General features: G+C 65.1%; 11 protein-coding genes. 3 read left to right on the forward strand and 8 right to left on the reverse strand.

The window, feature by feature from the left end; translation table 11 throughout:
- Window positions 1–71: 71 nt before the first annotated feature.
- The 7 genes from KW830_RS11720 to rpmH form a co-directional block, all read right to left on the reverse strand.
- Window positions 72–1,670 (reverse strand): gamma-glutamyltransferase family protein, encoded by a 1,599-nt coding sequence (locus tag KW830_RS11720; protein WP_218333270.1) that lies wholly within the window; start codon window positions 1,668–1,670, stop codon window positions 72–74.
- A gap of 44 nt (window positions 1,671–1,714) precedes the next feature.
- Window positions 1,715–2,731: a tripartite tricarboxylate transporter substrate binding protein gene (locus tag KW830_RS11725; protein ID WP_218333271.1), complete on the reverse strand. Its 1,017-nt coding sequence runs from the start codon at window positions 2,729–2,731 to the stop codon at window positions 1,715–1,717.
- Window positions 2,732–3,047: 316 nt separating this feature from the next.
- Window positions 3,048–4,490 (reverse strand): tRNA uridine-5-carboxymethylaminomethyl(34) synthesis GTPase MnmE, encoded by a 1,443-nt coding sequence (gene mnmE / locus KW830_RS11730; protein WP_218333272.1) that lies wholly within the window; start codon window positions 4,488–4,490, stop codon window positions 3,048–3,050.
- Between the two features lie 148 nt (window positions 4,491–4,638).
- A complete protein-coding gene (gene yidC / locus KW830_RS11735) occupies window positions 4,639–6,351 on the reverse strand; it encodes a membrane protein insertase YidC (RefSeq protein WP_218333273.1) in 1,713 nt (570 codons plus the stop codon).
- Window positions 6,348–6,620: a membrane protein insertion efficiency factor YidD gene (gene yidD, locus KW830_RS11740; protein WP_083520472.1), complete on the reverse strand. Its 273-nt coding sequence runs from the start codon at window positions 6,618–6,620 to the stop codon at window positions 6,348–6,350. The genes yidC and yidD overlap by 4 nt, the downstream gene beginning before the upstream one ends.
- A gap of 1 nt (window position 6,621) precedes the next feature.
- The gene (locus KW830_RS11745) at window positions 6,622–7,140 is read right to left on the reverse strand and encodes a ribonuclease P protein component (RefSeq protein WP_218333481.1); all 519 of its coding nucleotides are present in this window, start codon (window positions 7,138–7,140) and stop codon (window positions 6,622–6,624) included.
- 58 nt (window positions 7,141–7,198) lie between these two features.
- Window positions 7,199–7,333: a 50S ribosomal protein L34 gene (gene rpmH, locus KW830_RS11750; protein WP_012207856.1), complete on the reverse strand. Its 135-nt coding sequence runs from the start codon at window positions 7,331–7,333 to the stop codon at window positions 7,199–7,201.
- Between the two features lie 380 nt (window positions 7,334–7,713).
- On the opposite strand from rpmH, the gene dnaA reads away from it, so the two are divergent.
- The 3 genes from dnaA to gyrB all read left to right on the forward strand — a co-directional run bounded on the left by dnaA (window position 7,714) and on the right by gyrB (window position 13,112).
- The gene (dnaA, locus tag KW830_RS11755; protein ID WP_218333274.1) at window positions 7,714–9,123 is read left to right on the forward strand and encodes a chromosomal replication initiator protein DnaA; all 1,410 of its coding nucleotides are present in this window, start codon (window positions 7,714–7,716) and stop codon (window positions 9,121–9,123) included.
- Window positions 9,124–9,260: 137 nt separating this feature from the next.
- Window positions 9,261–10,382 carry a DNA polymerase III subunit beta gene (gene dnaN, locus KW830_RS11760; RefSeq protein ID WP_066538367.1) on the forward strand — a complete coding sequence of 374 codons (1,122 nt, stop codon included), beginning with the start codon at window positions 9,261–9,263 and terminating at the stop codon, window positions 10,380–10,382.
- 150 nt (window positions 10,383–10,532) lie between these two features.
- Window positions 10,533–13,112: a DNA topoisomerase (ATP-hydrolyzing) subunit B gene (gene gyrB / locus KW830_RS11765; RefSeq protein WP_218333275.1), complete on the forward strand. Its 2,580-nt coding sequence runs from the start codon at window positions 10,533–10,535 to the stop codon at window positions 13,110–13,112.
- Between the two features lie 234 nt (window positions 13,113–13,346).
- Here the strand turns inward: gyrB and KW830_RS11770 are convergent, their stop codons facing one another.
- Entirely contained in the window at window positions 13,347–24,470 is an 11,124-nt protein-coding gene (locus KW830_RS11770; RefSeq protein WP_218333276.1) for a retention module-containing protein, read from the reverse strand.
- Window positions 24,471–24,727: the final 257 nt, after the last annotated feature.

Raw genomic sequence — 24,727 nt, forward strand, 5'->3', positions numbered from 1 at the left:
CACCGCCCTCCCTGCTACTTTGTCATCTTGTCACCCGGTAATGCCGCGCAGCGCCACCACCGCAGCACCGTTCAGAAGCCGACCGCCAGACCGTCGCGGCGGTGGTCGGACCCAGCCACATAGGCGCTGGGCTCGCCCGGCGCCGTGTCCAGCTTGCGGATCAGCTGGGCGGAACCGAAGTCCAGGCTGTTAGGCGGCGCAATCTCGGGCGCATGGCCCAGGGCGCGCAGCCCTTCCACCACGGCGGCGGGCACGGTGTGTTCCAGGGTCAGCGCTCCCACATCGTTGATGCGCCAGCGCGGCGCATCGCTGCAGGCCTGGGGGTTGAGCCCCTCCACCGCCTCGCGCAAAGTCATCTGCAGATGGCCCTGGGCCTGCATATTGCCGCCCATCACGCCAAACGCCACATGGGGCTGGCCGTTGCGCAGCATGAAGGCCGGGATGATGCTGTGCATGGGCCGCTTGCCGCCCGCCACCTGGTTGGGATGGCCCGGCGTGGTGACAAAGCCCATGCCGCGGTTGTGCAGCGCAATGCCGGTGCCCGGTACCACCACGCCCGAACCGAAGCCCTTGAAGTTGGACTGGATGAACGAGACCATGCGCCCCTGCGCATCGGCCGCGCACAGGTAGACCGTGCCGCCGCTGCTGGGCTGGCCCGGCGGGTAGCTGCCGGCGCGCTGCGGGTCGATCAGCGCCGCGCGGCGCTGGAGGTAGGCCGGCGCCAGCAACTGGGCAGCGGTGACCTCCATGTGCGCCGGGTCGGCGATGTGGGCGTACAGGTCGGCGAAGGCCAGGCGCATGGCCTCGATCTCCAGGTGCATGCGCGCGGCCGAACCCGGTGCCGTGTCCCGGTATGGCAGCTGCTCCAGGATGCCCAGCGCGATCAGCGCGGCAATGCCCTGGCCGTTGGGGGGAATCTCGTGCACCGTGCGGTCGCCGAACGGGGTGGAAATGGGCTCCACCCACTCCACCTGGTGGGCGGCCAGGTCATCGGCCGTCAGCGCCGCACCGCAGGTCTGGGAAAACGCGGCCATGCGCTGCGCCAGCGCGCCGCGGTAGAAGGATTCGGTCCGGGTGCGGGCAATCTCCTGCAGCGTGTCGGCCTGGGCCGGGAAGCGCCAGATCTCGCCGGTCTGCGGAGCGCTGCCATCGGGCTTCAGAAACTCGGTAAAGCCGGGCTGCGCGCCCAGATCGATGGCGGCCTGCGCCCACTGGCGGGCAATCACCGGACTGACCGGAAAGCCATCGCGCGCATGGCGGATGGCGTCGGTGAACAGGTCTTCGAACGGCAAGGCGCCAAAGCGTTCGGACAGGGCTTTCCAGGCCGCCACCCCGCCCGGGGTGGTGACGGAGTCCCAGCCCACCTTGGGCATGTGCTCCAGGCCCGCAAAGCGCTCGGGCGACCAGGCCTGGGGCGCGCGCCCGCAGGCATTCAGGCCATGCAACTGGCTGCCATCCCACACCAGGGCAAAGGCATCGCCGCCAATGCCGTTCATCGTGGGCTCCACCACCGTCAAGGTGATGGCGGCGGCCAGCGCCGCGTCGATGGCATTGCCACCGCGCGCCATCGCCGCCAAACCGGCCTGGGCGGCCAGCGGCTGGCTGGTGGACACCACATTGCGCGCCAACACAGGCTGGCGGCCAGAGGGAAAGGGAAGGCTCCAATTCATACGCACTTGTTCTCGCAATTCGTCATTTCCATGCAGGCCAGCCGTCACAGCGACACCTTGGCCGTCTTGATCACCTCACCCCAGCGCCGGTGGTCGGCCTGGGTCAGCGCCGCCAGCTTGGCACCGTCGCCCGGCGTCACCACATAGCCCTTGGCAATCAGTTCGTCGATGGTGGACTTCTCCTTCAGCACCTCGGCCGTGGCCTTGGCCAGCAGATCGACCGCCGCCTGCGGCGTGCCCTTGGGGGCGTAGATGCCGAACCAGTTGTCCACGTCATAGCCTGACACACCGGCCTGTGTCACCGTCGGCAGATTGGGCACGGCAGGCACCGCCGTCGACGATGCCACGGCCAGCGCACGCACCTTGCCGGCCTGGATCAGCGGCAGCGAAGCCGCCACGCTGTCGAACATGAAGGACACGGCGCCCGACAGCATATCGGTCACCGCCATGGCGCTGCCCTTGTAGGGCACATGCACGGCCTGGGTGCCGGTGCGCTGCAGCAGCAGCTCGGACTCCAGGTGCGACAGCGTGCCCGTGCCCTGGGAGGCAAAGTTCACCGTGCCGCTCTTGCTGCGCAGCCAGGCCACGAATTCCGCCATGGTCTTGGCCGGCACCTCGTTGTTGACGATCAGCAGGTGGGGGGCATTGGCGATCAGGGCCACGGGCACAAAGTCGCGCTGCAGATCGGCCTTGGTGGGATAGAGGTGGCCGGCAATCATCTGGTTGGTGACGGCCGCCAGGTACAGGCTGTAGCCATCGGCCGGCGCACGCGCCACGGCATCCAGCCCCAGCGTCCCGCCGGCGCCAGGACGGTTCTCCACCATGATGGACTGCCCGATCTTCTCTCCCACCTTGTGTGCGACCAGGCGCGCCAGGATGTCGGTCGCACCTGCGGGCGGAAAGGAGATCACCGTCTTCAGCGGGCGGGCCGGGTAGGCGTTGGCCCAGGCCGGCAGGCCCGCAGCCGCCAGGGCTCCGGCCGCCACCGGGGCCAGCAGGCTGCGCAAGGCGCCGCGGCGCGTGGTGGAATTGGAGGAAGCAGACGCAGAAGGGGAAACCAAGAAACCGAGGGAATGCATGGGAGCCTTTCAGGGGTCGGACAACCCGGCCGCCACACGACACGGCGGCGGATCCGAGGGAGGGAGACCCCCGCTGCCGCGCAAGAACAGTGCCAACGGGCCCAACGCACGGCATCCACCCTGCTTCTTGCAGCATTCCCTCTGCCATACCCACTCCCACGCCACGCTCACCCCACCCTGGTGCACGGCGGCCGCACCAGCAGGCAGCAGGATTCACCGGGCTGCGCACAGCAAAAAGCCCCGGCAGGCGGGGCTCAGCGGGGTGCTGCCATACGGCGGCACGCAGGGTTCGGCAGGCTTACTTGCCGATGCAGAAGCTGGAGAAGATCACGCCCAGCAAATCGTCCGAGGTGAACTCCCCGGTGATGCTGTTCAGTGCCTGCTGCGCCAGACGCAGTTCCTCGGCCAGGATGTCCAGTGCCGGCCCGGGCACGTTCAGCTGGTCATGGGCCTCCTGCAAATGCGCCCCCACGGCCTGCAGCGCCTCCACATGCCGCGCACGGGCGATGTACAGGCCTTCGGCGGCGGACTGCCAGCCGGCCACCTGCAGCAGGCGCTGGCGCACGACATCCAGCCCGGCGCCGGTGCGGGCGGACAGGCTCAGGCGCTGGTCGCTGCCCGCGCGGCCGGCCAGGGGTGCCAGCGGTTCCATCTGCGCACCGGGCGCGGCCAGATCGGTCTTGTTCCACAGATCGATCACCGGCACGCTGGGCAGGATGCGTTCCGCCAGCGTCTGGGCGATCTCCAGGTCGGCGGCCGCATAGTCGGCCTCCGTGGTGCGCGAGAGGTCGTGCAGGAACAGCACGGCATCGGCGGCGGCGATCTCGTCCCAGGCACGGGCAATGCCGATGCGTTCCACCTCGTCGTCGCTGTCGCGCAGGCCGGCGGTGTCGATCACATGTAGCGGCACGCCATCGATCTGGATGGTCTGCTGCACCTTGTCGCGCGTGGTGCCGGCAATCGGGGTGACGATGGCCAGCTCGGCCCCCGCCAGTGCATTGAGCAGCGAGCTCTTGCCTGCATTGGGCTGGCCGGCAATCACCACCTTGATGCCTTCGCGCAGCAGCGCCCCCTGCTGGGTCCGGGCCAGCACCAGGCCCAGCTGCGCCTGCAGGCGGTCGAGCTGGCCGTAGGCGTCGGCTTTCTGCAGGAAATCGATTTCTTCCTCGGGGAAATCCAGCGTGGCTTCCACCAGCATGCGCAGATGCACCAGGGCATCGCGCAGCTCGCGGATTTCGCGCGAGAAGTCGCCCGACAGCGACCGGCTGGCGCTGCGGGCCGCCGCTTCGGTGCTGGCGTCGATCAGGTCCGCAATCGCCTCGGCCTGGGCCAGGTCGATCTTGTCGTTCAGGAACGCACGTTCGGTGAACTCGCCGGGCTGGGCCAGGCGCAGGCCGGGCAGCACCGGCGCCCCTGCTTCGCCCAGGCTGGCCGCCGCCTCCAGGCAGCGCGCCAGCAGCAGCTGCAGCACCACCGGCCCGCCGTGGGCCTGCAGCTCCAGCACGTCTTCCCCGGTGTAGCTGTGCGGCCCGGGGAAGTACAGCGCCAGGCCGTGGTCTATGGGAGCCCCCTTGGCATCTTTGAACGGTAGGTAGCTGGCCTCGCGGGGCTTGAGATTCTTGCCGCACAGCACACGCACCAGGGGCGCGATCTGCTTGCCCGAGATGCGCACGATGCCCACCGCCCCCCGGCCGGGTGCGGTGGCGATGGCGGCAATGGGATCGGTATGGCGGGCAAGCATGGGCAAGGCTTTCGAGAAGGAAATCGGTGGGGGTACCGGGTCAGCGGCCGATCATAGCCAGGGCCGCCGTCTTTGCCGTGCCGGAAGTCCCGGCACCAAAGACAACGGCCGCTTGCGGCGGCCGTTGGGGGGTCAGCGCAGGCGCTGCTTACTTCTTCTTGCCCGCATCAGCCACAGGGGCCGACTTGAAGTTGGGCAGATTGAACTGGGGCGGCACACCCATGCGGGTGTTGATGACCCACTGCTGTGCGATGGACAGGATGTTGTTGGTCAGCCAGTACAGCACCAGGCCGGCGGGGAACATGAAGAACATCACGCTGAAGATCAGCGGCATGAACCACATCATCTTGGCCTGCATCGGATCGGGTGGCACGGGGTTCAGTGCGGTCTGCAGCAGCGACGACAGCATCATCAGCAGCGGCAGGATGAACCAGGGGTCCTTGGCCGACAGGTCGGTGATCCAGCCGATCCAGGGCGCCTGGCGCATTTCCACCGACGACAGCAGCACCCAGTACAGGGTCATGAACACGGGGATCTGGATCATGATGGGCAGGCAGCCGCCCATGGGATTGACCTTTTCCTCCCGGTAGATGCGCATCATCTCTTGCTGCATCTGCTGGGGCTTGTCCTTCAGGCGCTCGCGCATTTCCTGAATCTTGGGGTTGATGGCCTTCATCTTGGCCATGCTGGAGTAGGCCTTGGCGTTGAACCAGTAGAAGATGATCTTCAGGATCAGCACCAGACCGATGATGGCCCAGCCCCAGTTGCCCAGCACGCTGTGGATCTGGTCCAGCAGCCAGTACATGGGCTTGGCCAGGATGGTGAACATGCCGTAGTCCTTCACCAGCTCCAGGCCGGGGTAGATGGACTCCAGCATCTTTTCCAGCTGCGGGCCGGCGAACAGGCGCGCATCGACGGCCTTGGTTTCGCCGGGTTGCAGCGTGCCCAGGGTGGTGATGGTGCCGGCGGCATACAGGTTGTCGCCCACCTTGCGGGCGAAGTTGTCGCGCTGCACGCCATCACCCAGCAGCCAGGCGCTGGCGAAGTAATGCTGCACCATGGCCACATAGCCATCGGGCGTGGACTTCACGAATTCGGTCTTGCCCTTTTCGATGTCCTTGAACTCGACCTTCTGGAACTTCTTCTCGTGCGAGTACACGGCCGGACCGGTGAAGGTCGAGTACATGGCCGACTTTTCGCCTTCGGGCGCATTGCCGTCACGCAGCAGCTGCAGGTACAGCTGGGGGCTCACGGCGGCCGTACCGGTGTTCACCACCTCGTGCTTGACGGCGATGTCGTAGGCGCCGCGCTTCAGGGTGTAGGTCTTGACCAGCTTCACGCCGTCCATGGCGGGCGACTCGAAACGCACTTGCAGCTCGTTGGCACCATCGGCCAGCTCGCGCGCACCGGGCATCAGCTGCATGGTGGTCTTGTGCGTGGGGAAGTTGCCGCCGATCAGGCCAGTCTGGGCCAGGTAGACGCGGTTGGCGCTGTCGTCGAACAGCACAAAGGGCTTGCTCTTGTCCACGGAGTCCATGTACTTGAGCAGTTCGGCGTGCTCGATGCCGCCGCCCTGGCCGTCAAACGTCAGACGCAGCACATCGGTGCTGACGGTGATCTTTTCGCGGGCAATGGCGTCGGCCGCCGGTGCAGCGGCACCGCCGGGCACATCGCTGGCCGTGGCGGTCGGAGCGGCAACCGCAGGCACGTCCGAAGGCTTGGCCGCGGCCGGTGCGGGCGCGGTGGCAGCCGAGGGGAAGAGCATGGCTGGCTTGCCGTTGTGGATTTGCCACTTGTCCCACAGCAGAACCAGGGAAAAGGCAAATATCACCCACAGGATGGTGCGGCGAATGTCGTTCATGAAGACTTCTTTGCAGAGGAAGAGGAGGTCAAACCGGAAAACAGCCCTGGCGCGCGCTCGGGCACGGGGTCATGGCCGCCAGCGCACCAGGGGTGGCAGCGGGCCAGACGGCGCAGGGTCAGGTAGGACCCGGCGGCGGCACCATGCCGCTCCAGCGCTTGCAGGGAATAGGCCGAGCAGGTGGGCTCGAACCGGCAGGCCGAGCCCAGCCATGGACTGAGCGTGAGGCGATAGCCCCGTACCAATGCCATGAGCAAGGCCCGCACCATGTCAGACCACCCCTTCGGAAACCGGCGGCGCAGACGCGGGTTGCGCCTTGGCGGGCTGTTGGGCCCGGCGTATGGCCGAGGCGAACAGCTGCTGCAGCTCGGCCCGCACGGCCGCCTTGAGTGTATCGGAGCAGGCACTGATGAAGTGCTTGCGATCAAAGCCCGCCCGCAGGCGCACCACATACGCCGCCTGGGCAGGCAGGGCCTGCAGCTGCGGGGCGCAGGCCTCGGCCACGGCATAGACCTGGCGCTTGATGGCATGGCGGGTCACGGAACGCTTGGCCCAACGCTTGGGCACCAGCGGGCCCATCCACACCTGTGGATAAGCCTGTCCGGGAACGGCAAACAGGGCCTGCGGCCCTTGCACTGGAGGCAAGGAGCCGGGCCCCGAAGGAATGGTGTCGGCGGCAACCTGGGCGGATTCGAGCACCAGGCGGTGCAAGGCGAAATGCGCCGACCGGGCGATGACGCCCCCGGACATTGCCGCCTGGAACTGCGCGCGCGTCTTCAGCCGCTGCATATCCATCAGCCCCGACCTGCAGGGCGTGAGATGGGACAGGCTGCCAAACGGACTGGCCTTAGACGGCCAGGCGCTTGCGACCCTTGGCGCGGCGTGCGTTGATCACGGCACGGCCACCCTTGGTCTTCATGCGCACCAGGAAACCATGGGTACGGGCGCGGCGGGTCTTGGAAGGTTGGTAAGTACGTTTCATGTTGATTCCTTGGAAGGTTCAGTTTTGCAGTGGCTGCGCTGCTTCGAATAAGCCGCGCCCGCCTGCACCGCCCGGCTGTCGCACACCCTCTTCCATTGCGCGGCAATCGCTGCCGCACCCCGGAAACAGGCGTGCACCACTACCGAAAAATTTCCAGTATTGTGCGCCGCGCGGGACATATCACCCTGAACACATTCAGGGAAACCCGAAATTATCTCAGCGTTGTCCCCTTGTTGCAATGCCCCTGCAAAACTTCCGTCAAAATACCTCGCCTATAGGAAGACAGGGTCGGGTGGGCCTTTCATTGTGGATAACCGTTTGAAAAGCTACAATCACCACCCCGTAACCGTTCCTCCTATCCACAAGAAAACCAGCAAGAAATGACCGAGGAACCCACCAACGACGCTGGCCAGGGCCTGTGGCAGGCCTGCGTCGAGCAGCTCAGCCAAGACCTGCCGGAGCAGCAGTTCAACACCTGGATCAAGCCCCTGACCGCCTCGGTGGCGGAAGACTTCTCCAAGGTCACGGTCTACGTGGCCAACCGTTTCAAGCTCGACTGGATCCGTGCCCAGTACGCGGGCCGCATTGCCGCGCTGCTGGAAGCCCTGTACGGCCAGGCCGTCACCCTGGAGTTGGCACTTGCTCACCGCGAAAGCGTGACCCGGACCTATGTGCGTCCGGTGCAGGTCGCTGCCAGCGCCGCTGCTCCGGAAGCCGGCGCCCCGACCACCACCCTATCGGCCAGCGAAGAAGCGGCCGCCCCGGTGTTCCGCACCCGCCTGAACCCGGCCCTGACCTTTGACACCCTGGTCGAAGGTACGGCCAACCGCATGGCCCGCTCGGCCGCGATGCATGTGGCGGGCTCGCCCGGCCACCTGTACAACCCCTTGTTCATCTACGGCGGCGTCGGCCTGGGTAAGACCCACCTGGTGCATGCCGTGGGCAACCAGCTGCTCAAGGACAAGCCGGACGCCAAGGTGCTCTACATCCACGCCGAACAGTTTGTGTCCGACGTGGTCAAGGCCTACCAGCGCCGCACCTTCGACGAATTCAAGGAACGCTACCACTCGCTCGATCTGCTGCTGATCGACGATGTGCAGTTCTTCGCCAACAAGGACCGCACGCAGGAGGAGTTCTTCAACGCCTTCGAAGCGCTGCTGGCCAAGAAGAGCCACATCGTGATGACGTCGGACACCTACCCCAAGGGGCTGGCCAACATCCATGAACGTCTGGTCTCGCGCTTCGACTCCGGCCTGACCGTGGCCATCGAACCGCCCGAGCTGGAAATGCGTGTCGCGATCCTGATCAACAAGGCCCGCGCTGAGAACGCCGAGATGCCCGAGGAAGTCGCCTTCTTCGTGGCCAAGAACGTGCGCTCCAACGTGCGTGAACTGGAAGGCGCGCTGCGCAAGATCCTGGCTTACTCGCGCTTCAACCAGAAGGAAGTGTCGATCCAGCTGGCGCGTGAGGCGCTGCGCGATCTGCTGTCGATCCAGAACCGCCAGATCTCGGTGGAAAACATCCAGAAGACGGTGGCCGACTACTACAAGATCAAGGTGGCGGACATGTACAGCAAGAAGCGCCCGGCCAGCATTGCGCGGCCGCGCCAGATTGCCATGTACCTGGCCAAGGAGCTGACGCAAAAGAGCCTGCCGGAAATCGGCGAGCTATTTGGCGGCCGCGACCACACCACCGTGTTGCACGCCGTCCGCAAGATTGCGGGTGAGCGCCAGCAACTGACCGAACTGAACCAGCAGCTCCATGTGCTGGAACAGACACTCAAAGGCTAATTTCCCGCCTGCGGGCCGGACTGCGGACCTGTGTCCGGGCCGGCAGGGGCACAATGGGGGTTTGGGCAGCAAGAGGGGGTACGCCACCATGTGCCGCTGGCCCAAACGCAGTCCCCGCATCACCATCAGAGGTTGACATGATCGTCCTGAAAGCCACACAAGACAAAGTTCTCGCGGTCCTGCAATCGGTGTCCGGCATTGTTGAACGCCGTCACACCCTGCCCATCCTGGCCAATGTGCTGATTCGCAAGACGGGCAACGCCTTGCAGCTGACCACCAGCGACCTGGAAATCCAGATCCGCACCACGGCCGAGCTCGGCGGTGACACCGGCGACTTCACCACCACGGTGGGCGCCCGCAAGCTGATCGACATTCTGAAGACCATGCCCGGCGACCAGACCGTGAGCCTGGAGACGCAGCAGTCCAAGATGATCCTCAAGGGTGGCAAGAGCCGCTTCACGCTGCAGACCCTGCCGGCCGAGGACTTCCCGCTGGTGCAGGAAGCCGCCGCCTTCGGCCCGGCCTTCAGCGTGCCGCAGAAGGTGCTCAAGGAGCTGCTGGGCCAGGTCTCGTTCGCCATGGCCGTGCAGGACATCCGCTACTACCTCAACGGCATCCTGTTCGTGGCCGAAGGCAACACGCTGAGCCTGGTCGCCACCGACGGCCACCGCCTGGCTTTTGCCAGCGCCGAGCTGGATGTGGACGTGGGCATCAAGCAGGAAGTCATCCTGCCGCGCAAGACCGTGCTGGAACTGCAGCGCCTGCTGAGCGATGTGGGTGGCGAAAACCAGCCCCGCATCGAGATGCAGTTCGCCAACAACCAGGCCAAGTTCACCTTTGGCGGCATGGAGTTCGTCACCAAGCTGGTGGAAGGCAAGTTCCCCGACTACAACCGCGTCATCCCGCGCAACCACAGCAACAGCATCACCCTGGGTCGTGCGCCGCTGCTGGCCTCGCTGCAGCGCACCGCCATCATGACCAGCGACAAGTTCAAGGGCGTGCGCCTGAACCTGGAACCGGGCACGCTGCGCGTGGCCTCCACCAATGCCGAGCAGGAAGAGGCAGTGGACGAGCTGGACATCGACTACGGCGGCGACACCATCGAAATCGGTTTCAACGTGACCTATCTGATCGATGTGCTGGCCAATATGGGCCAGGACATGGTGCAGGTCCAGCTGGCCGACGGCAACAGCTCCGCCTTGGTCACCATCCCCGAGAACGAGCGCTTCAAGTACGTGGTGATGCCCATGCGCATTTGATGCCACCGGGGTGCCCGGCCCGGCTGGACGCCCCCTCAAAAGAGCGGCCGATCCTGCGTGGATCCCGCTCTTTTCCACCGTTAGTTCATTGAATTCAAGGCAGGGCAGGTGCAGACAGCGCCTGCTCTTGCAGCACAAGGCATTTCATCCATGACCGCAGAGAACCAGCCAGATCCCCAGAACCAAGCCCCTGCAGGGGCCGACGCAAGCGGCTATGGCGAAGGCGCGATCCAGATCCTGGAAGGCCTGGAGGCCGTGCGCAAGCGCCCCGGCATGTACATCGGCGACACCTCCGACGGCACCGGTCTGCACCACCTGGTCTTTGAAGTGGTGGACAACTCCATCGACGAAGCCCTGGCTGGCCACTGCGACGACATTCTGGTCACCATCCACGCCGACGGCTCGCTGTCCGTCATCGACAACGGCCGCGGCATCCCCACCGGCGTGAAGATGGACGACAAGCACGAGCCCAAGCGCTCGGCCGCGGAAATTGCCCTGACCGAGCTGCACGCCGGCGGCAAGTTCAACCAGAACAGCTACAAGGTCTCCGGCGGTCTGCACGGCGTGGGCGTGTCCTGCGTGAACGCGCTGTCCGTCAAGCTCAAGCTGACGGTGCGCCGCGACGGCAAGACCCACGAGATCGACTTCTCGCGCGGCTTTGTGCAAAACCGCCTGATCGAAGTGGTGGATGGCGTGGAAATCTCGCCCATGCGCATCATCGGCGATACCGACAAGCGCGGCACCAAGGTGCACTTTCTGCCGGACACCGAGATCTTCAAGGAAAACAACGAGTTCCATTACGAGATCCTGGCCAAGCGCCTGCGCGAACTGTCCTTCCTGAACAACGGGGTGCGCATCCGTCTGAAGGACGAACGCGACGGCAAGGAAGACGACTTCTCGGGCGCCGGCGGCGTGCAGGGCTTTGTGAAGTTCATCAACGGCAACAAGAAGGACCTGGACATCACGCCCTTCTACGCCACGGGCAGCCGCCCCGCCGAAAGCTATGGCGGCATTCCCGGCACCGAGATCGGTGTCGAGGTGGCCATGCAGTGGAACGATGGCTACACCGAGCAGGTCCTGTGCTTCACCAACAACATTCCCCAGCGTGACGGCGGCACCCACCTGACGGGTCTGCGCGCCGCCATGACGCGCGTGATCGGCAAGTACATCACCGACAACGACCTGGCCAAGAAGGCCAAGGTCGAAATCTCGGGTGACGACATGCGCGAAGGCCTGTGCGCGGTGCTGAGCGTGAAGGTGCCCGAACCCAAGTTCAGCAGTCAGACCAAGGACAAGCTGGTGTCCAGCGAAGTGCGTGCGCCGGTGGAAGACATCGTCGCCAAGACACTGACCGAATACCTGGAAGAAAAGCCCAACGACGCCAAGAAGCTGTGCGGCAAGATCATCGATGCCGCCCGCGCCCGTGAAGCCGCGCGCCGTGCCCGCGAAATGACGCGCCGCAAGGGCGTGCTCGACGGCATGGGCCTGCCCGGCAAGCTGGCCGACTGCCAGGAAAAAGACCCGGCGCTGTGCGAAATCTACATCGTCGAGGGTGACTCCGCCGGCGGCTCCGCCAAGCAAGGCCGCGACCGCAAGTTCCAGGCCATCCTGCCGCTGCGCGGCAAGATCCTGAACGTGGAAAAAGCCCGTGCCGAGAAACTGCTGTCCAGCCAGGAAATCGTCACCCTGATCACCGCCCTGGGCACCGGCATCGGCAAGGCCAGCGCGGACAGCGGCAAGAGCAACGCCGACGACTACGACCTGGCCAAGCTGCGCTACCACCGCATCATCATCATGACCGACGCGGACGTGGACGGCGCCCACATCCGCACCCTGCTGCTGACCTTCTTCTACCGCCAGATGCCCGATCTGGTGGAAGCTGGCCACATCTACATTGCCCAGCCACCGCTGTACAAGGTCAAGAACGGCAAGGAAGAGCTGTACCTGAAGGACGGCCCGGCCCTGGACCAGTACCTGATGCGCATCGCCCTGCAGAACGCCAGCGTCACCACCGGCGGCGCTGCGGCGCGCGGCATCGAAGGCGAGGAGCTGGAGAAGCTGGCCCACATGCATCTGGCCGCCGAAAGCGTGATCGAGCGCCTGTCGGCCTTCATGGATGCCGAAGCCCTGCGCGCCATCGCCGACGGCGTGCAGATCAAGCTCGACACCCTGGCCGATGCCCAGGCCTGCGCCCCGGTGCTAGAAGCCAAGCTGCGCGAACTGACCACCACCGGCGTGCCCGCTGCCGTGACGGCCGAGATCGATCCGCACTCGCAGAACCCCATCCTGCGCATCAGCCGCCACCACCACGGCAACATCAAGAGCTCCATCCTGACGCAAGAGTTCGTGGCCAGCCACGACTACGCCGCGCTGGCCGATGAGGCGCAGAACTTCGTCGGCCTGTTGAACGAAGGTGCCAAGGTCACCCGCGGTGAAGGCGAAAAAGCCAAGACCGAAAAGGTGAGCGACTTCCGCCAGGCCATGCGCTGGCTGATCTCCGAAGCCGAACGTACCACCGGCCGCCAGCGCTACAAGGGTCTGGGTGAAATGAATCCCGAACAGCTGTGGGAGACCACCATGGACCCCGCGGTGCGCAGCCTGCTGCAGGTCAAGGTGGGTGATGCCATCGAAGCCGACCGCGTGTTCACCATGCTGATGGGCGACGAGGTGGAACCCCGCCGCAACTTCATCGAAGACAACGCTTTGCGCGCCGGTAATATCGACGCGTAAGCTCTCTGCCGCACGGCAATCCGGCCCCCCGGATTGCACCCATGAAAAAGCCCGGCACTGCCGGGCTTTTTTGATGGAAATGGATTAGTGGCCATGGAAGGCCTCCAGCTCCGGCAGGGTCCGCTGTGGCCCACAGGATTGGCCGTCAGCGGGACAGCGCCGCCGATGCCCCAGGCAGCAGCAAGCGCCACCCCCTTGCCGCGTGCCCATGGCAACGGCAAGGTTCTCCGTCGATCAGGTCTGATCCACCTTCAGGCGGCCATCGCTGAGCATCTGCTTGACCAGCTCTTCGGACGAGCTGCCCTGCAGCAGGTCCACACCTTGCAGCGTGATCTGCTGGTCCACCTTGGAGATCAGCGAACCGGCATCGTCGCTGAATGCACCGGTGCTCGAGATGCGCAGCACGGTGTCCTCGCCCTCCTTGCTGAAGCTCAGGTACTTGCCCAGGTTGTCGGCGTTCTCGTTCTGCAGCAGATCGGCCAGATCCAGTACATCGTGGCCGTTGCCGAAGTCGGCCACGACGTCCTTGGCCGCCAGTGCCAGGCCCTCGCCACCGGCGTCGCCCTGCTTCCAGACAAAGATGTCATCGCCGTCGCCGCCGATCAGGGTGTCGTTGCCGGCCCCACCGATCAGCACGTCATTGCCGCTGCCGCCTTCCAGGTGGTCGTTGCCTGCACCGCCGTGGAGGCTGTCGTTGCCAGCCCCACCGCGCAGCACATCGTCGCCCGCACCACCCAGCAGGGTGTCGCTGCCGGCCCCGCCGATCAGGTTGCCATGGCTGCTGCCCGAACCGTCCAGCACCACGCCCGAGCCGCTCTGGCTGCTCAGGGTCAGGTCAAAGCTGCCGGAGATGCTCGACGACACATCGCTGCCATCCACGGTATGGGCCGTGAAACCGATCTGCAGGCCGTTGGCCGATGCGTTCTGGTCCGTCAGCGCATCCTTGGCCTGGACAAAGCCCAGCTGGTCCATATCCGTCTGGGACAGACCGGTCAGCGTGTAGGTGTCCGTGGCCTGGTCGTAGCTGGCGGTGTGCAGGGTGCTGCCCACATAGAAGCTGGCGTGCTCACCCAGACCGGTCAGGGTCAGGGTCACCGTCTCGAGCGAGCTGTCGCCCGTGCCGGCGGACTGGCGGTCCTTCATGGCCAGGTTCAGGTTCAGCGCGATGATGTCGCCCTCGCGGCCGAAGGACTGTTCCACCACCGGCGTGTCGGTCTCAAAACCATCGGCCCGGGCAGCCACTTCCAGCTGGAAGGTCGCGGAGCTGACCTGTTGGTGCGCGGCATCACTGCCCTCACCGCTCAGCACACGCAGTGCCAGGTTTTCCACCGTGCCGCTCCAGTTCTGGGGCGCCTGGATGCTGATGACCGGCAGCTTGCCACCATCGACCGGGATGCTCCAGCTGGAGCCGGTGTTGACGGCCTGCACCAGCGCACCGTTGGCGTCCGTGTAGTACACCAGGAAGCCATTGGGCAGGTTTTCCAGGATGGCGGTGTGGATCTGCTCGGAGCCGTCGGCGTCCAGCAGCTTGCCCGCGATATCCAGCGTGATGAGGCTGGTACCGGTCTGGTTTTCGCTGCCCTGGATGGTGCCGATGTCACCGTCCTTGTAGGGGGTGTTGGAGCCCACGTTGGTGAACTCGAAGCCGTTGTTGATCTGCTCCACCACCACGGTGCCGCTGTCACCATTGCTGTCGGCCCAGCCTTGCGAGCTGGTCCAGTCCGGCGCATTTTGCTCCTTGCTCTGGACGATCACTTCCACTTCCAGGCTGCCGTTGACGTACTTCTGCGCCGTATCGGGCTGGTAGTGCAGGCCCACGATGCTGGTGCTGGTGCCCGTCAGCAGCGCTTGCTGGGTCGCGGCATCCAGCGGCAGCTGGTAGCTGCCGTCCGCCTGCTGGACCAGCTCGGTCGAGCCGTAGAACAGCTTGCCGCCGCTGAAGCCATCGCCCTCGGTCAGCTTGATGGTCAGCGTGCCGTTCAGCAGGGACGGACCGTCCACGCCGCGTGCGATGTCGATCTGGATCGCAATGTCGCTGCCTTCCTTCGGGCGGTCACCGGTCGGGCTGCCATCGGCATCGGCTGCCGACAGCACCACCGCGGTGCTGACCCCGTCGGTCTCAGGCGCCAGGGGCAGCGTGTCGTGGACCTTGACCACGGTCTGCTCACCGGTGGACACCACATGCCCGGCCATGGTGGCGTCGATCTGCATGCCACCGAAGTGGTCGTTCAGATCGGCCGGCGGTGTGACCACCACCTCGCTCAGCAGGGCCTGCAGTTCTTCGGTGGTCTTGGCGGTACCGGAGATCAGCCACAGTTCCTCGGCGCCATCGCCGCCCACCTTGGTGGCAGTCAGCGTGTGGCCGTCCTGGACGATGGTCGCGCCCGCCGGCAGCTTGAGGCTGAGCGTGAACGCCACATCCTGGCCGCTGGGGTTGTCGCTGATCGTCGCCTGGAACAGCTGGTCCAGGGTGAAGGCCGTGTCTTCCTTGCCGGTGAAGTCCGGATTGCGTTCAAAGTCCAGCTGGACCGGTTGGCCCGGCTGCCCGCCACCGGTGAAGTCGGCCTGCAGTTCGTACTGCACGGAAGCATGCGAGACATTGCTGGCTCCTGCATCCTGGCTGAAGACTTCGATGCCGATCGTGGCATGGGCCTGGCCGGACATTGCGGAACCGGCCGTGAAGGACAGCTGCGCCTGGACGTCACCGCCATGGACGCTCGCCTGGAACTGGGCCAGCTGCGACTGCGTCACCTCGATCACCCACTTGCCGCTGTCCAGCTGGTGGGCCACACCCAGCTGCGTGCCACCGATGCTCAGCCCATCGACCGTCAGGCCGTTGGGCACGCCGGTCACCAGCACCTGGATCAGGGATTCGCTGCCATCCTGGTCGGCCGAGCTCAGCACAATGCCCACCTGGAAGTTGCCTGTGCTTTCCAAGGTCACCAGGGGAACGGTGCCGGAGGTGTCGGTGTTCAGGTCGGCGCCACCGGTGGTGATGCCTCCCAGCTCCAGGCTCACCTGGTCGGTGACCGGGGTCACGTGCAGGTGGTAGTCCTGGGGCTCGCCCAGCGTGGTGACCGGGGCCACGGAACCGTCGCTGGAGGCATCGGTCACCTCGTACTTGACGGTGAGCTTGAGCTCCGGTGCATCGGCCTGGTTGTCGGCCTTGTTCTCGGTGATCGGCAGCGCCGTCACCTGACTCGCCTGGGTGGCATCCAGCACGTACCAGTCGTTGCCCTGGGCATCGGTGACGATCTTCACGGATGCGCTGTCGATGGGTTCACCGTTCAGGAACAGCTGGAAGCCCTGGGATTCGAAGTCCTCGACCTTGATGTGCACATGGGTCAGGCTTTCGTTCTCGCCCTGCGGTGTCTGGATCGAGAAATCGAGCGCAGATTCACGGTCCTCGTACAAGGTGGCGTGCTGGTTGCCCACCGACTCGGGCGAAGGCGTGATGGTAGCCACCAGGGTTTCCGTGGCGTGGCTCTTCCAGTCGCCGTCGTTCTCGGTGGTGACCGGGGTCACCTGCACCGACACCGTGCCGCTGAAATTCTCAGGACCGGTGATGGTGATGGCCTTGAGGGCGGCTTCGGAATCCACGGCCCAGACGCGGTCCGCACCCGTGCCACCCAGATAGCGCGCGCCTTCCAGGGTGAAGCCTTCGGGCAGGCCGGTGATGCGGAAGCTCAGCTTTTCCGAACCATCGGTGTCCGCCTGCTGCACGCTCTGGATCAGATCGCCCAGCTGGATCTTGGCAGCGCCGCCGTCCAGGTCCGCTTCCGTGTAGGTGTGCGGCTTGGCCGCCACGCTGGCTTCGTCGGCCACACCCACGACCTTGACCGGCAGGTTCTGCGTCTGGCTCCAGGCACCGGTGCTGGTGTCGAAGCCCTGCAGGGCGTCGACCGCCTGGGTCTTCACCTCCAGCGCAAAGTCGACATTGCTGTTGACCGGGGGGGTCACGCTCAGGCTGGCGCTGGTCTGGTAGTCGGTGATCACCACCGACCAGGATCCACCCTGCGACGTGACGGTGATGCCCGGCACGCCCGTGGTGCTGCTGGTGATTTCCAGCCCGCCGTAGTGCAGGCTGGCGCCGGCAGGAATCTGGGCAATGCTGACGTTGAAGGTTTCCGAGCCGTCCGTGCTGGACGGACGGATCGTCAATGCAATCGCCGTGTCTTCCAGGCCTTGTGCCGGTTGCACCGACAGGGCAGCCAGGTCGGCGTCCGGCGCGACATGGATGGTCAGGCTGCCCGCATCGGAGATGGCGGTATCGGCCACACCGGTCTCGGTGTCGTCGTCGTAGTCGTAGGTCTTGGCCTGGAACTGGACCTGGAAGATGCCCGCATCGTTCAGCGGGGCCTGGAACGTGAGGCTGGACAAGGCCGACAGCGGCACCTCGATCGGGGTGCCCTGGTAGGTGGCGCTGCCGCCATTCCAGGTGAAGACGGTGCCGATGGCCGGGCTGCTGCCCAGACCGTCTTCCGACAGCTTCACCGGCGTCAGCAGCACGGTGGTGGTTTCGTCCTGGTCCTCATTCTTCCAGCCAGCCTGGTTCAGCAGGTCCGTGGCTTCGATGTTCAGGTTGAACACCGTGTCTTCCTTGCCCAGGGCCGCATAGGTGTGGTCCGTGGTGGGCACGGTCAGGTCGGCCTGGCCGTTATGGTCCGTATCGCCAGCGGCGGTGCTTTCGGCCACCGGGGTCACGGTGATCTGCACCGGCTTCTGCACCGTCACCTCATCGCTGGTGTCTGCACCACCCGTGACGTCGGCATTGCTGTCCACCGTGGTGATGGACAGCTGCACCGTGGCGTCCTTGCTGCTGTGTGCCGGCGGGGTGAGCGTGAACTGGCCCAGCGCCAACTCGCGATTGGCTTCGGAACCTGCCGTGAACTCGATCACATAGGGGTCGGCCGTGGTGCCGGAGCCCGTGACCGTCCAGACCGCATCGCCGACCGAACCCGCAGCCGGTTGGCCGCTGAGCGTCCAGTCCTGCGGCAGCTCGAACTGCACCTTGGTGATGACTTCGGTGCCACCGGCCGTGCCGCTGTCGGTCACCCGCACGCCGGCGAGGAACGCGACTTCGGTGTCTTCTGCAATCGCTTGCGGATGGGTCACGACCACATCCCCGGCGACCGGCTCGACGTGCAGATTCAGGGTGACGGAATCGCTCAGCACCACGCCATTTTCCTGCGCCCCATTCGGGTCCAGGTCCTGGGCCTTGAGCGTCACCGTGATGCCGGTGATGTCGCCGCTGAAGTCCTTGGGCGGTGTCACGATGATGTCCGGCAGGCTGCTGGCATCCTTGCTGGTGATCTCCACCTTCACCACCTGGGTGGTGCTGGTGATCAGCGTGCCGTTGACCGTGCTGCCCACGGGCAGGCCCGTGACTTCCAGCCAGCGGTGTTCGCTGCCATCCACATCGGCCTGGGTGTTGCCATCGGCGCCGGTATCCAGGCTGACCTTCAACAGCGGTGTCAGGTTGTAGCTGCTGTCTTCCTTGACCGTCAGGTCGTGACTGTCCTTGCCGTCGATCTTCAGCTCGATCGGGTCGGTCACCGCATGCACCTTCACATCCACCGTGGTGGAACCCGTCTTTCCGTCTACGCTGCTGAGCTTGTTGCCGCTTTCGTCCACCTCATAGCTGGTCACTTTGACCGTGACCTTGAAGTTGGCGGCATTTTCCGCCGGCGGCAGCACCTGCAGAGCCTCGAATTCGGCGGTGGTCATCTGCAAGACGCCACTGGCGCTGGCGGTGTGGTTGCCATCCGTGAGCACAATGCTGACCGCGTTGCCGCTGGTGAAGGTGTAGACCACGTTGCCATTGGCATCCAGCAACTGTGCGCCTGCCGGGAAGCCGCTGAGCGTGATGGGACCCAGGCGCTCGGGGTTGTCCCCCGCGCCCGTACCATTCTGGTCGCTCGCATCGCTGGTCGTCGGGGCCTTCAGGCCCAGGTGCACAGCGGTGTCTTCATTGGTGGTCGCAGCGGCCAGTTTGTCCAGTACCGGCGCATCGGCCACGGCCTTGACCTGTACCGTCACCGTCCCAGGGACCGGCGAACCATCGTCCCTGACGATCGAGTACTTCAGTTCATCGGCGGCATACTGGCCGTTGCCTTGCAGCTGGTTGCTGTAGTTCGCGCTGGGCACATAGGTGATGCTGCCGTCCTTGTTGACGGTGACCGTACCTTGCAGGCCATGGCCTGTGGCGTACACCGTGCTGCCATTGGCACCCGGTGTGCCCTGCAGCTCCGTGACGCCATCGGCCGCCAGAATGCGGATTTCGCTGGCCGCCACGTCAGCCCCCAGGCTGAACTTGTTGTCTGCCGTACCGGCGCCGCTGTCTTCGGTCACGGTAATGGTCTGGGAGGCGCGCTCCACATCGTCCACCACGCTGACCTGGAAGTTGCCGCTGGCGGTGTCGCCATCGCTGTCACGGGCCTCGAAGCTGATGGGCAGATCCAGCACATTGACCTGCTGGCCGTTGCCATCCACATGGTCCAGCGCACCCGTCAGGGTGAACTTGTAGCCGGCCTGGTTGGTGCCGGCGTTGGTGATTTCCAGGCGGAAGACCTCCGCGCCGCCCACACCGGCCGTGGCGATGATCTTGCCGTCCGCACCTAGGGTGATGACCAGGGCGGTGCCGTTGGAGCTCAGTCCCAGGGCCTGCAACTGGTCGGCCGTGGCCTGGGTGAAGTAGGCCTTGGCGCCGCTGGCGTTGTCGGCACCAAAATCCACCGCCAGGCTGCCCGTGAACACGGTCAGGGCGCTGTTGGCCTCAGTACCGGTGGCCAGGTTCTTTTCTGCCACTTCGGCATTGGTCGGGCTGCCGATGGTGGGGCCGTCATCGGTGAAGACCAGGTTGGCCCCGATATTGACGGTGGTGGTGTGGCTGGCCTTGTCACCATCCTTGTCGGTGATGGTGGCTGTGCCCGACAACTTCACCAGGCCGTCCAGCAGGCTTTGCGTGTCGCTGCTGTAATCGCTGCTGTCCTTGCTGTCATGGTCGATGGCACCAGTCTGCACCAAGGTGACCTTGCCCGTGGCATCCACCGTCACACTGAACACCACCTTGCCGGTGGTTGCATTCCCGCCCGTGACGCCGACGATCTCGCCATTGCCCTTTTGGTACAGCAGAATGCTCTGGCCGCCGCTCTTCAGGCCCGAGTCCGCGCCGTTGTCCACGGCGAGCTGGTAGTTCCAGGCCACCGCACCCTTGGCGCCATCGGCGCCGTAGTCCGCGCTCTTGACGACAAAGACCGCAGCGAAATCCATGCTGGCCTTGTCCGGTGTTCCCGCTTGCAGATCGGCGTCATCGGTGGTCAGTGTGGGTTCGGCCGCGCCCACTTCCGTCACGATGGTCGGCACATCGTCAATCACCTGCACGCCCAGCGTGCCCGCGGTGGACACCGTGCCCGTGCCATCGGCGCCCTTGGCAATCACTTCGAGCGCAATGTTCTTGAGCGCATCGTTGGTGCCCTGGACTGATGCATGGGTCTGGGCCTGCGTCAGCGTGTAGGTGTACTGCACATCCCAGGCCACCTCCATGCCATCGGCCGTGGCCGTTGGCGTGAAGCCGGTGATCGTCAGCACGCCATGGCCGGCCACCGTGATGGCAATGCCATCCGTGCCCAGGTCTTGCAGATCGGCCAGCGAAATGGTGGTGCCGTTGATCTTGATGCTGTCCAGTCCCGAGCCAGCCGTCACCTTGAGCGTGCCGTGCGCGCTTTCGCTGTCGTCGGTGGTGCTGGTCAGGCCCTTTTCATTGACCGTGACCTGGCCCTTGATGGCGGCACCGTTGCTATCCACGACCGTGAGGGTGGGCTTGTCCACCACCGTGCTGCTGACGCTGGACTGGGTCGCGCTGATCTGCAGGTCTTCGAAGCCCTTGTTGCTGCCGCCATTGTCTTGCACGGCCGCGATGGTCGCAGTCAGCGGCTCGCGGTATTCCACCTGGGTGTCCACCAGCGTCGTCACCGTGAAAGACGGTGCGGCAGTTTGCCCGCCGGCAATGGTCACGGTGGGGGGCAGGTTGTTGACATCGGCGCCGTTGGCGGCCGCACCGCTCCAGTCCAATGTCACGGTCACGTTCTTGCCTGCGGCCACGCTGACCGGATCGCCGTTGCCGTCGACCAGGCGCACGGTGTAGACCAGGGCGCCGCCCTCGAACACGGCCGATTGGTCCACGCTGATCTGCACATAGACAGGATCGCTGTCGTCCAGGATAGTGGTCTTCACCGGGGTGTCGTCTGCCACCAGGTGCTCCAGCGCACCGATGGCACCAGCATTGGCTTCGCTGACCGATGCGATGTGGTTGCTGATGCTGTCGTTCTCCGCGTACACGTCATCGCGGTTCACTGCCACCGGGTCCGAGGCTGCCGAGGCGCTGCCTGCGGCGATGGTGATCACCTCGCCATTGGCCAGGGTCACGGTGATGTCGTTGTTCGTGGTCACCGGCTTGCCGGCGGCGTCCACCAGGCTGGCCGTGTAGGTGATGGAGCCACCGTCTTCGCCGGTCGACTGAGTCGCTTCCAGCTTCACGGTCACCGTGTCGGCGTCGTCGGTGATGGTGGTCTGCACCGGCGTGGCATCGAATTCCAGATGCTCCAGCGCACCGGTGGTGCCGGCATTGGCTTCGCTGATGGAGGTGATGTGGTTGCTGATGCTGTCCGCTTCCAGGAACACGTCATCGCGGTTCACCGCCACGGGGTCCGATACGCCCGAGGCGCTGCCAGCGGCAATGGTGATCACCTCGCCATTGGCCAGGGTCACGGTGATGGCGTTGTTCGTGGTCACCGGCTTGCCGGCGGCATCCACCAGGCTGGCCGTGTAGGTGATGGAGCCGCCGTCTTCGCTGGTCGACTGAGTCGCTTCCAGCTTCACGGTCACCGTGTCGACGTCGTCGGTGATGGTGGTCTGCACCGGCGTGGCATCGAATTCCAGATGCTCCAGCGCACCGGTGGTGCCGGCATTGGCTTCGCTGATGGAGGTGATGTGGTTGCTGATGCTGTCCGCTTCCAGGAACACGTCATCGCGGTTCACCGCCACCGGGTCGGAGACGCCCGAGGCGCTGCCAGCGGCGATGGTGATCACCTCGCCATTGGCCAGTGTCACGGTGATGTCGTTGCGGGTGGTCACCGGGTTGCCGGCGGCATCCACCAGGCTGGCCGTGTAGGTGATGGAGCCACCGTCTTCGGTGGTCGACGTGGTGGCTGTCAGTTGCACGGTCACCGTGTCGGCATCGTCGGTGATGGTGGTCTGCACCGGCGTGGCATCGAATTCCAGATGTTCCAGCGCACCGGTGGTGCCGGCATTGGCTTCGCTGATGGATTCGATGTGGTTGCTGATGCTGTCCGCTTCCAGGAACACATCGTCGCGGTCCACCGCCACCGGGTCGGAGACGCCCGAGGCACTGCCGGCGGCGATGGTGATCACCTCGCCATTGGCCAGGGTCACGGTGATGTCGTTGCGGGTGGTCACCGGGTTGCCGGCGGCATCGACCAGGCTGGCCGTGTAGGTGATGGAGCCACCGTCTTCGGTGGTCGACGTGGTGGCTGTCAGTTGCACGGTCACCGTGTCGGCGTCGTCGGTGATGGTGGTCTGCACCGGGGTCTTGTCTGCCACCAGGTGCTCCAGCGCACCGGTGGTGCCGGCATTGGCTTCGCTGATGGATTCGATGTGGTTGCTGATGCTGTCCGCTTCCAGGAACACGTCATCCCGGTTCACCGCCACGGGGTCCGATACGCCCGAGGCGCTGCCAGCGGCGATGGTGATCACCTCGCCATTGGCCAGGGTCACGGTGATGGCGTTGTTCGTGGTCACCGGCTTGCCGGCGGCATCCACCAGGCTGGCTGTGTAGGTGATGGAGCCACCGTCTTCGGTGGTCGACTGAGTCGCTTCCAGCTTCACGGTGACCGTGTCGACGTCGTCGGTGATGACTGTGCTCACCGGCGTGGTGTCGGCCACCAGCTTCTCGAACGCACCATCCTTGCCTTCGTTGGCTTCGCTGATGGATTCGATGTGGTTGCTGATGCTGTCCGCTTCCAGGAACACGTCATCGCGGTCCACCGCCACCGGGGCCGAGACGCCCGAGGCGCTGCCGGCGGCGATGGTGATCACCTCGCCATTGGCCAGGGTCACCGTGATGGCGTTGTTCGTGGTCACCGGCTTGCCGGCGGCATCCACCAGGCTGGCCGTGTAGGTGATGGAGCCGCCGTCTTCAGTGGTCGACGTGGTGGCTGTCAGTTGCACGGTCACCGTGTCGGCGTCGTCCTGCACCTGGGTCGAGGTGGTGCTGCTGGTGTCCAGCGCCTCGTAATTGCCGCCTTCGGCCTGGGCAATTTCAAACTGCTGGCCCTGTGTGCCTTGCAGGTAGCCATCGTCAGGGCGGGAGTCGGCGAGCACCGAGCCTGTGAGCTCGCCCACCTTGATGGTGATGGTTTCGCCGGTCTTGAGCGTGATGACCAGATCCGAGCCCTGGGGCGCCTTGTCCACCGTGGCGGTGACCGTGATCTTACCGCCTTCGGTCACCTGGGTATCGGCGCTGAGCACGATCTCGGTGGGGTCCTGGTCGTCCACCACATTGGTGCTGGTGGTGCTGGTGGTATCCAGGCGGTCGTAGCCGCCACCCGTGGTGGAGCCGACTTCAAAGAGATGCTGGTCCGTACCCTGCACATAGGCATCGTCCGTACGGGTGGGAATCTCCACCGAGCCCGAGGTTTCGCCGACCCGGATGACGATGACTTCGCCGGTCCTGAGCGTGATGACCAGATCGCTCCCGCGGGGTGCACGGTCCACGGTGGCGGTCACGATGATCATGCCGCCTTCCGTCACCTGCTGCTGTGCGCTCAGGGTCAGTGTGCCTTCGTACAGCGGCGGCAGCGTGGTGCCGGCCGCACCGCCCAGGCGGTCTTCCACCACGTCGCTTGCGGGACGGGGGTAGGCCAGCGCCAGCGGCGTTGTGGCTTCCAGCACGCTGGCCAGACGCACAAAGGTGTGGTCACCACCACCACCACCGGCATTGGTTGCGGCAGTGGGATCCAGCTCGGCCAAGGGATCCTGGCCGTTGTTGATGGCGGCAATCAGGTTCTCCACCAGCGGATCGACCGCAGTGGGCACGGCGGCCTCCGCGGCCGGAATGTCTTCGAACACATCCGGGCTCAAGGCCACATCCTGGTTCTCGCCCAGGACCAGCGGTGGCTGCCCGTCGGCCTGCAGCACCACGGTGCTGCCTGAAGCGGTCACGACCTCCGCATCGGCGGGAATGCGCATACCTTGGCGCAACGGCGTGAGATTGCCATCCGCATCACGAACCCAGGCCTGGCCTGTCAGCTGTGTCACCAGCACGGGAGTACTTGCCATCTATCACTTTCAATAAGCTCGAGGAACTGCCGCGAATACCTGGTCCGCTGGCGACTTAATATGCGCAATCCTAGGGAAATCCCCTTGCAGTCACTATTGGCGCCGACGCCAATGCCGCACCTTTTATGCAGCAGCAAATGTCAATCATTGTGTGGAATGCATGTAAAAGGCATAGCAGCCAAGATTCAGTGGGCGCATGAAATAGCCCGTCGCATTCAAAAGCGCCACAACCCACCCCGCGCCCTTGTAAGCAAGGG

Source organism: Comamonas sp. CMM03, assembly GCF_019218715.1.
Lineage (GTDB): Bacteria > Pseudomonadota > Gammaproteobacteria > Burkholderiales > Burkholderiaceae_C > Comamonas > Comamonas terrigena.

Excerpts from the sequence above, each read along its gene's own strand:
- KW830_RS11720 (WP_218333270.1), bottom strand. The coding sequence starts at position 1,670 with ATGAATTGGAGCCTTCCCTTTCCCTCTGGCCGCCAGCCTGTGTTGGCG.
- mnmE (WP_218333272.1), bottom strand. The coding sequence starts at position 4,490 with ATGCTTGCCCGCCATACCGATCCCATTGCCGCCATCGCCACCGCACCC.
- yidC (WP_218333273.1), bottom strand. The coding sequence starts at position 6,351 with ATGAACGACATTCGCCGCACCATCCTGTGGGTGATATTTGCCTTTTCC.
- yidD (WP_083520472.1), bottom strand. The coding sequence starts at position 6,620 with ATGGTGCGGGCCTTGCTCATGGCATTGGTACGGGGCTATCGCCTCACG.
- KW830_RS11745 (WP_218333481.1), bottom strand. The coding sequence starts at position 7,140 with ATGCAGCGGCTGAAGACGCGCGCGCAGTTCCAGGCGGCAATGTCCGGG.
- rpmH (WP_012207856.1), bottom strand. The coding sequence starts at position 7,333 with ATGAAACGTACTTACCAACCTTCCAAGACCCGCCGCGCCCGTACCCAT.
- dnaA (WP_218333274.1), top strand. The coding sequence starts at position 7,714 with ATGACCGAGGAACCCACCAACGACGCTGGCCAGGGCCTGTGGCAGGCC.
- dnaN (WP_066538367.1), top strand. The coding sequence starts at position 9,261 with ATGATCGTCCTGAAAGCCACACAAGACAAAGTTCTCGCGGTCCTGCAA.
- gyrB (WP_218333275.1), top strand. The coding sequence starts at position 10,533 with ATGACCGCAGAGAACCAGCCAGATCCCCAGAACCAAGCCCCTGCAGGG.
- KW830_RS11770 (WP_218333276.1), bottom strand. The coding sequence starts at position 24,470 with ATGGCAAGTACTCCCGTGCTGGTGACACAGCTGACAGGCCAGGCCTGG.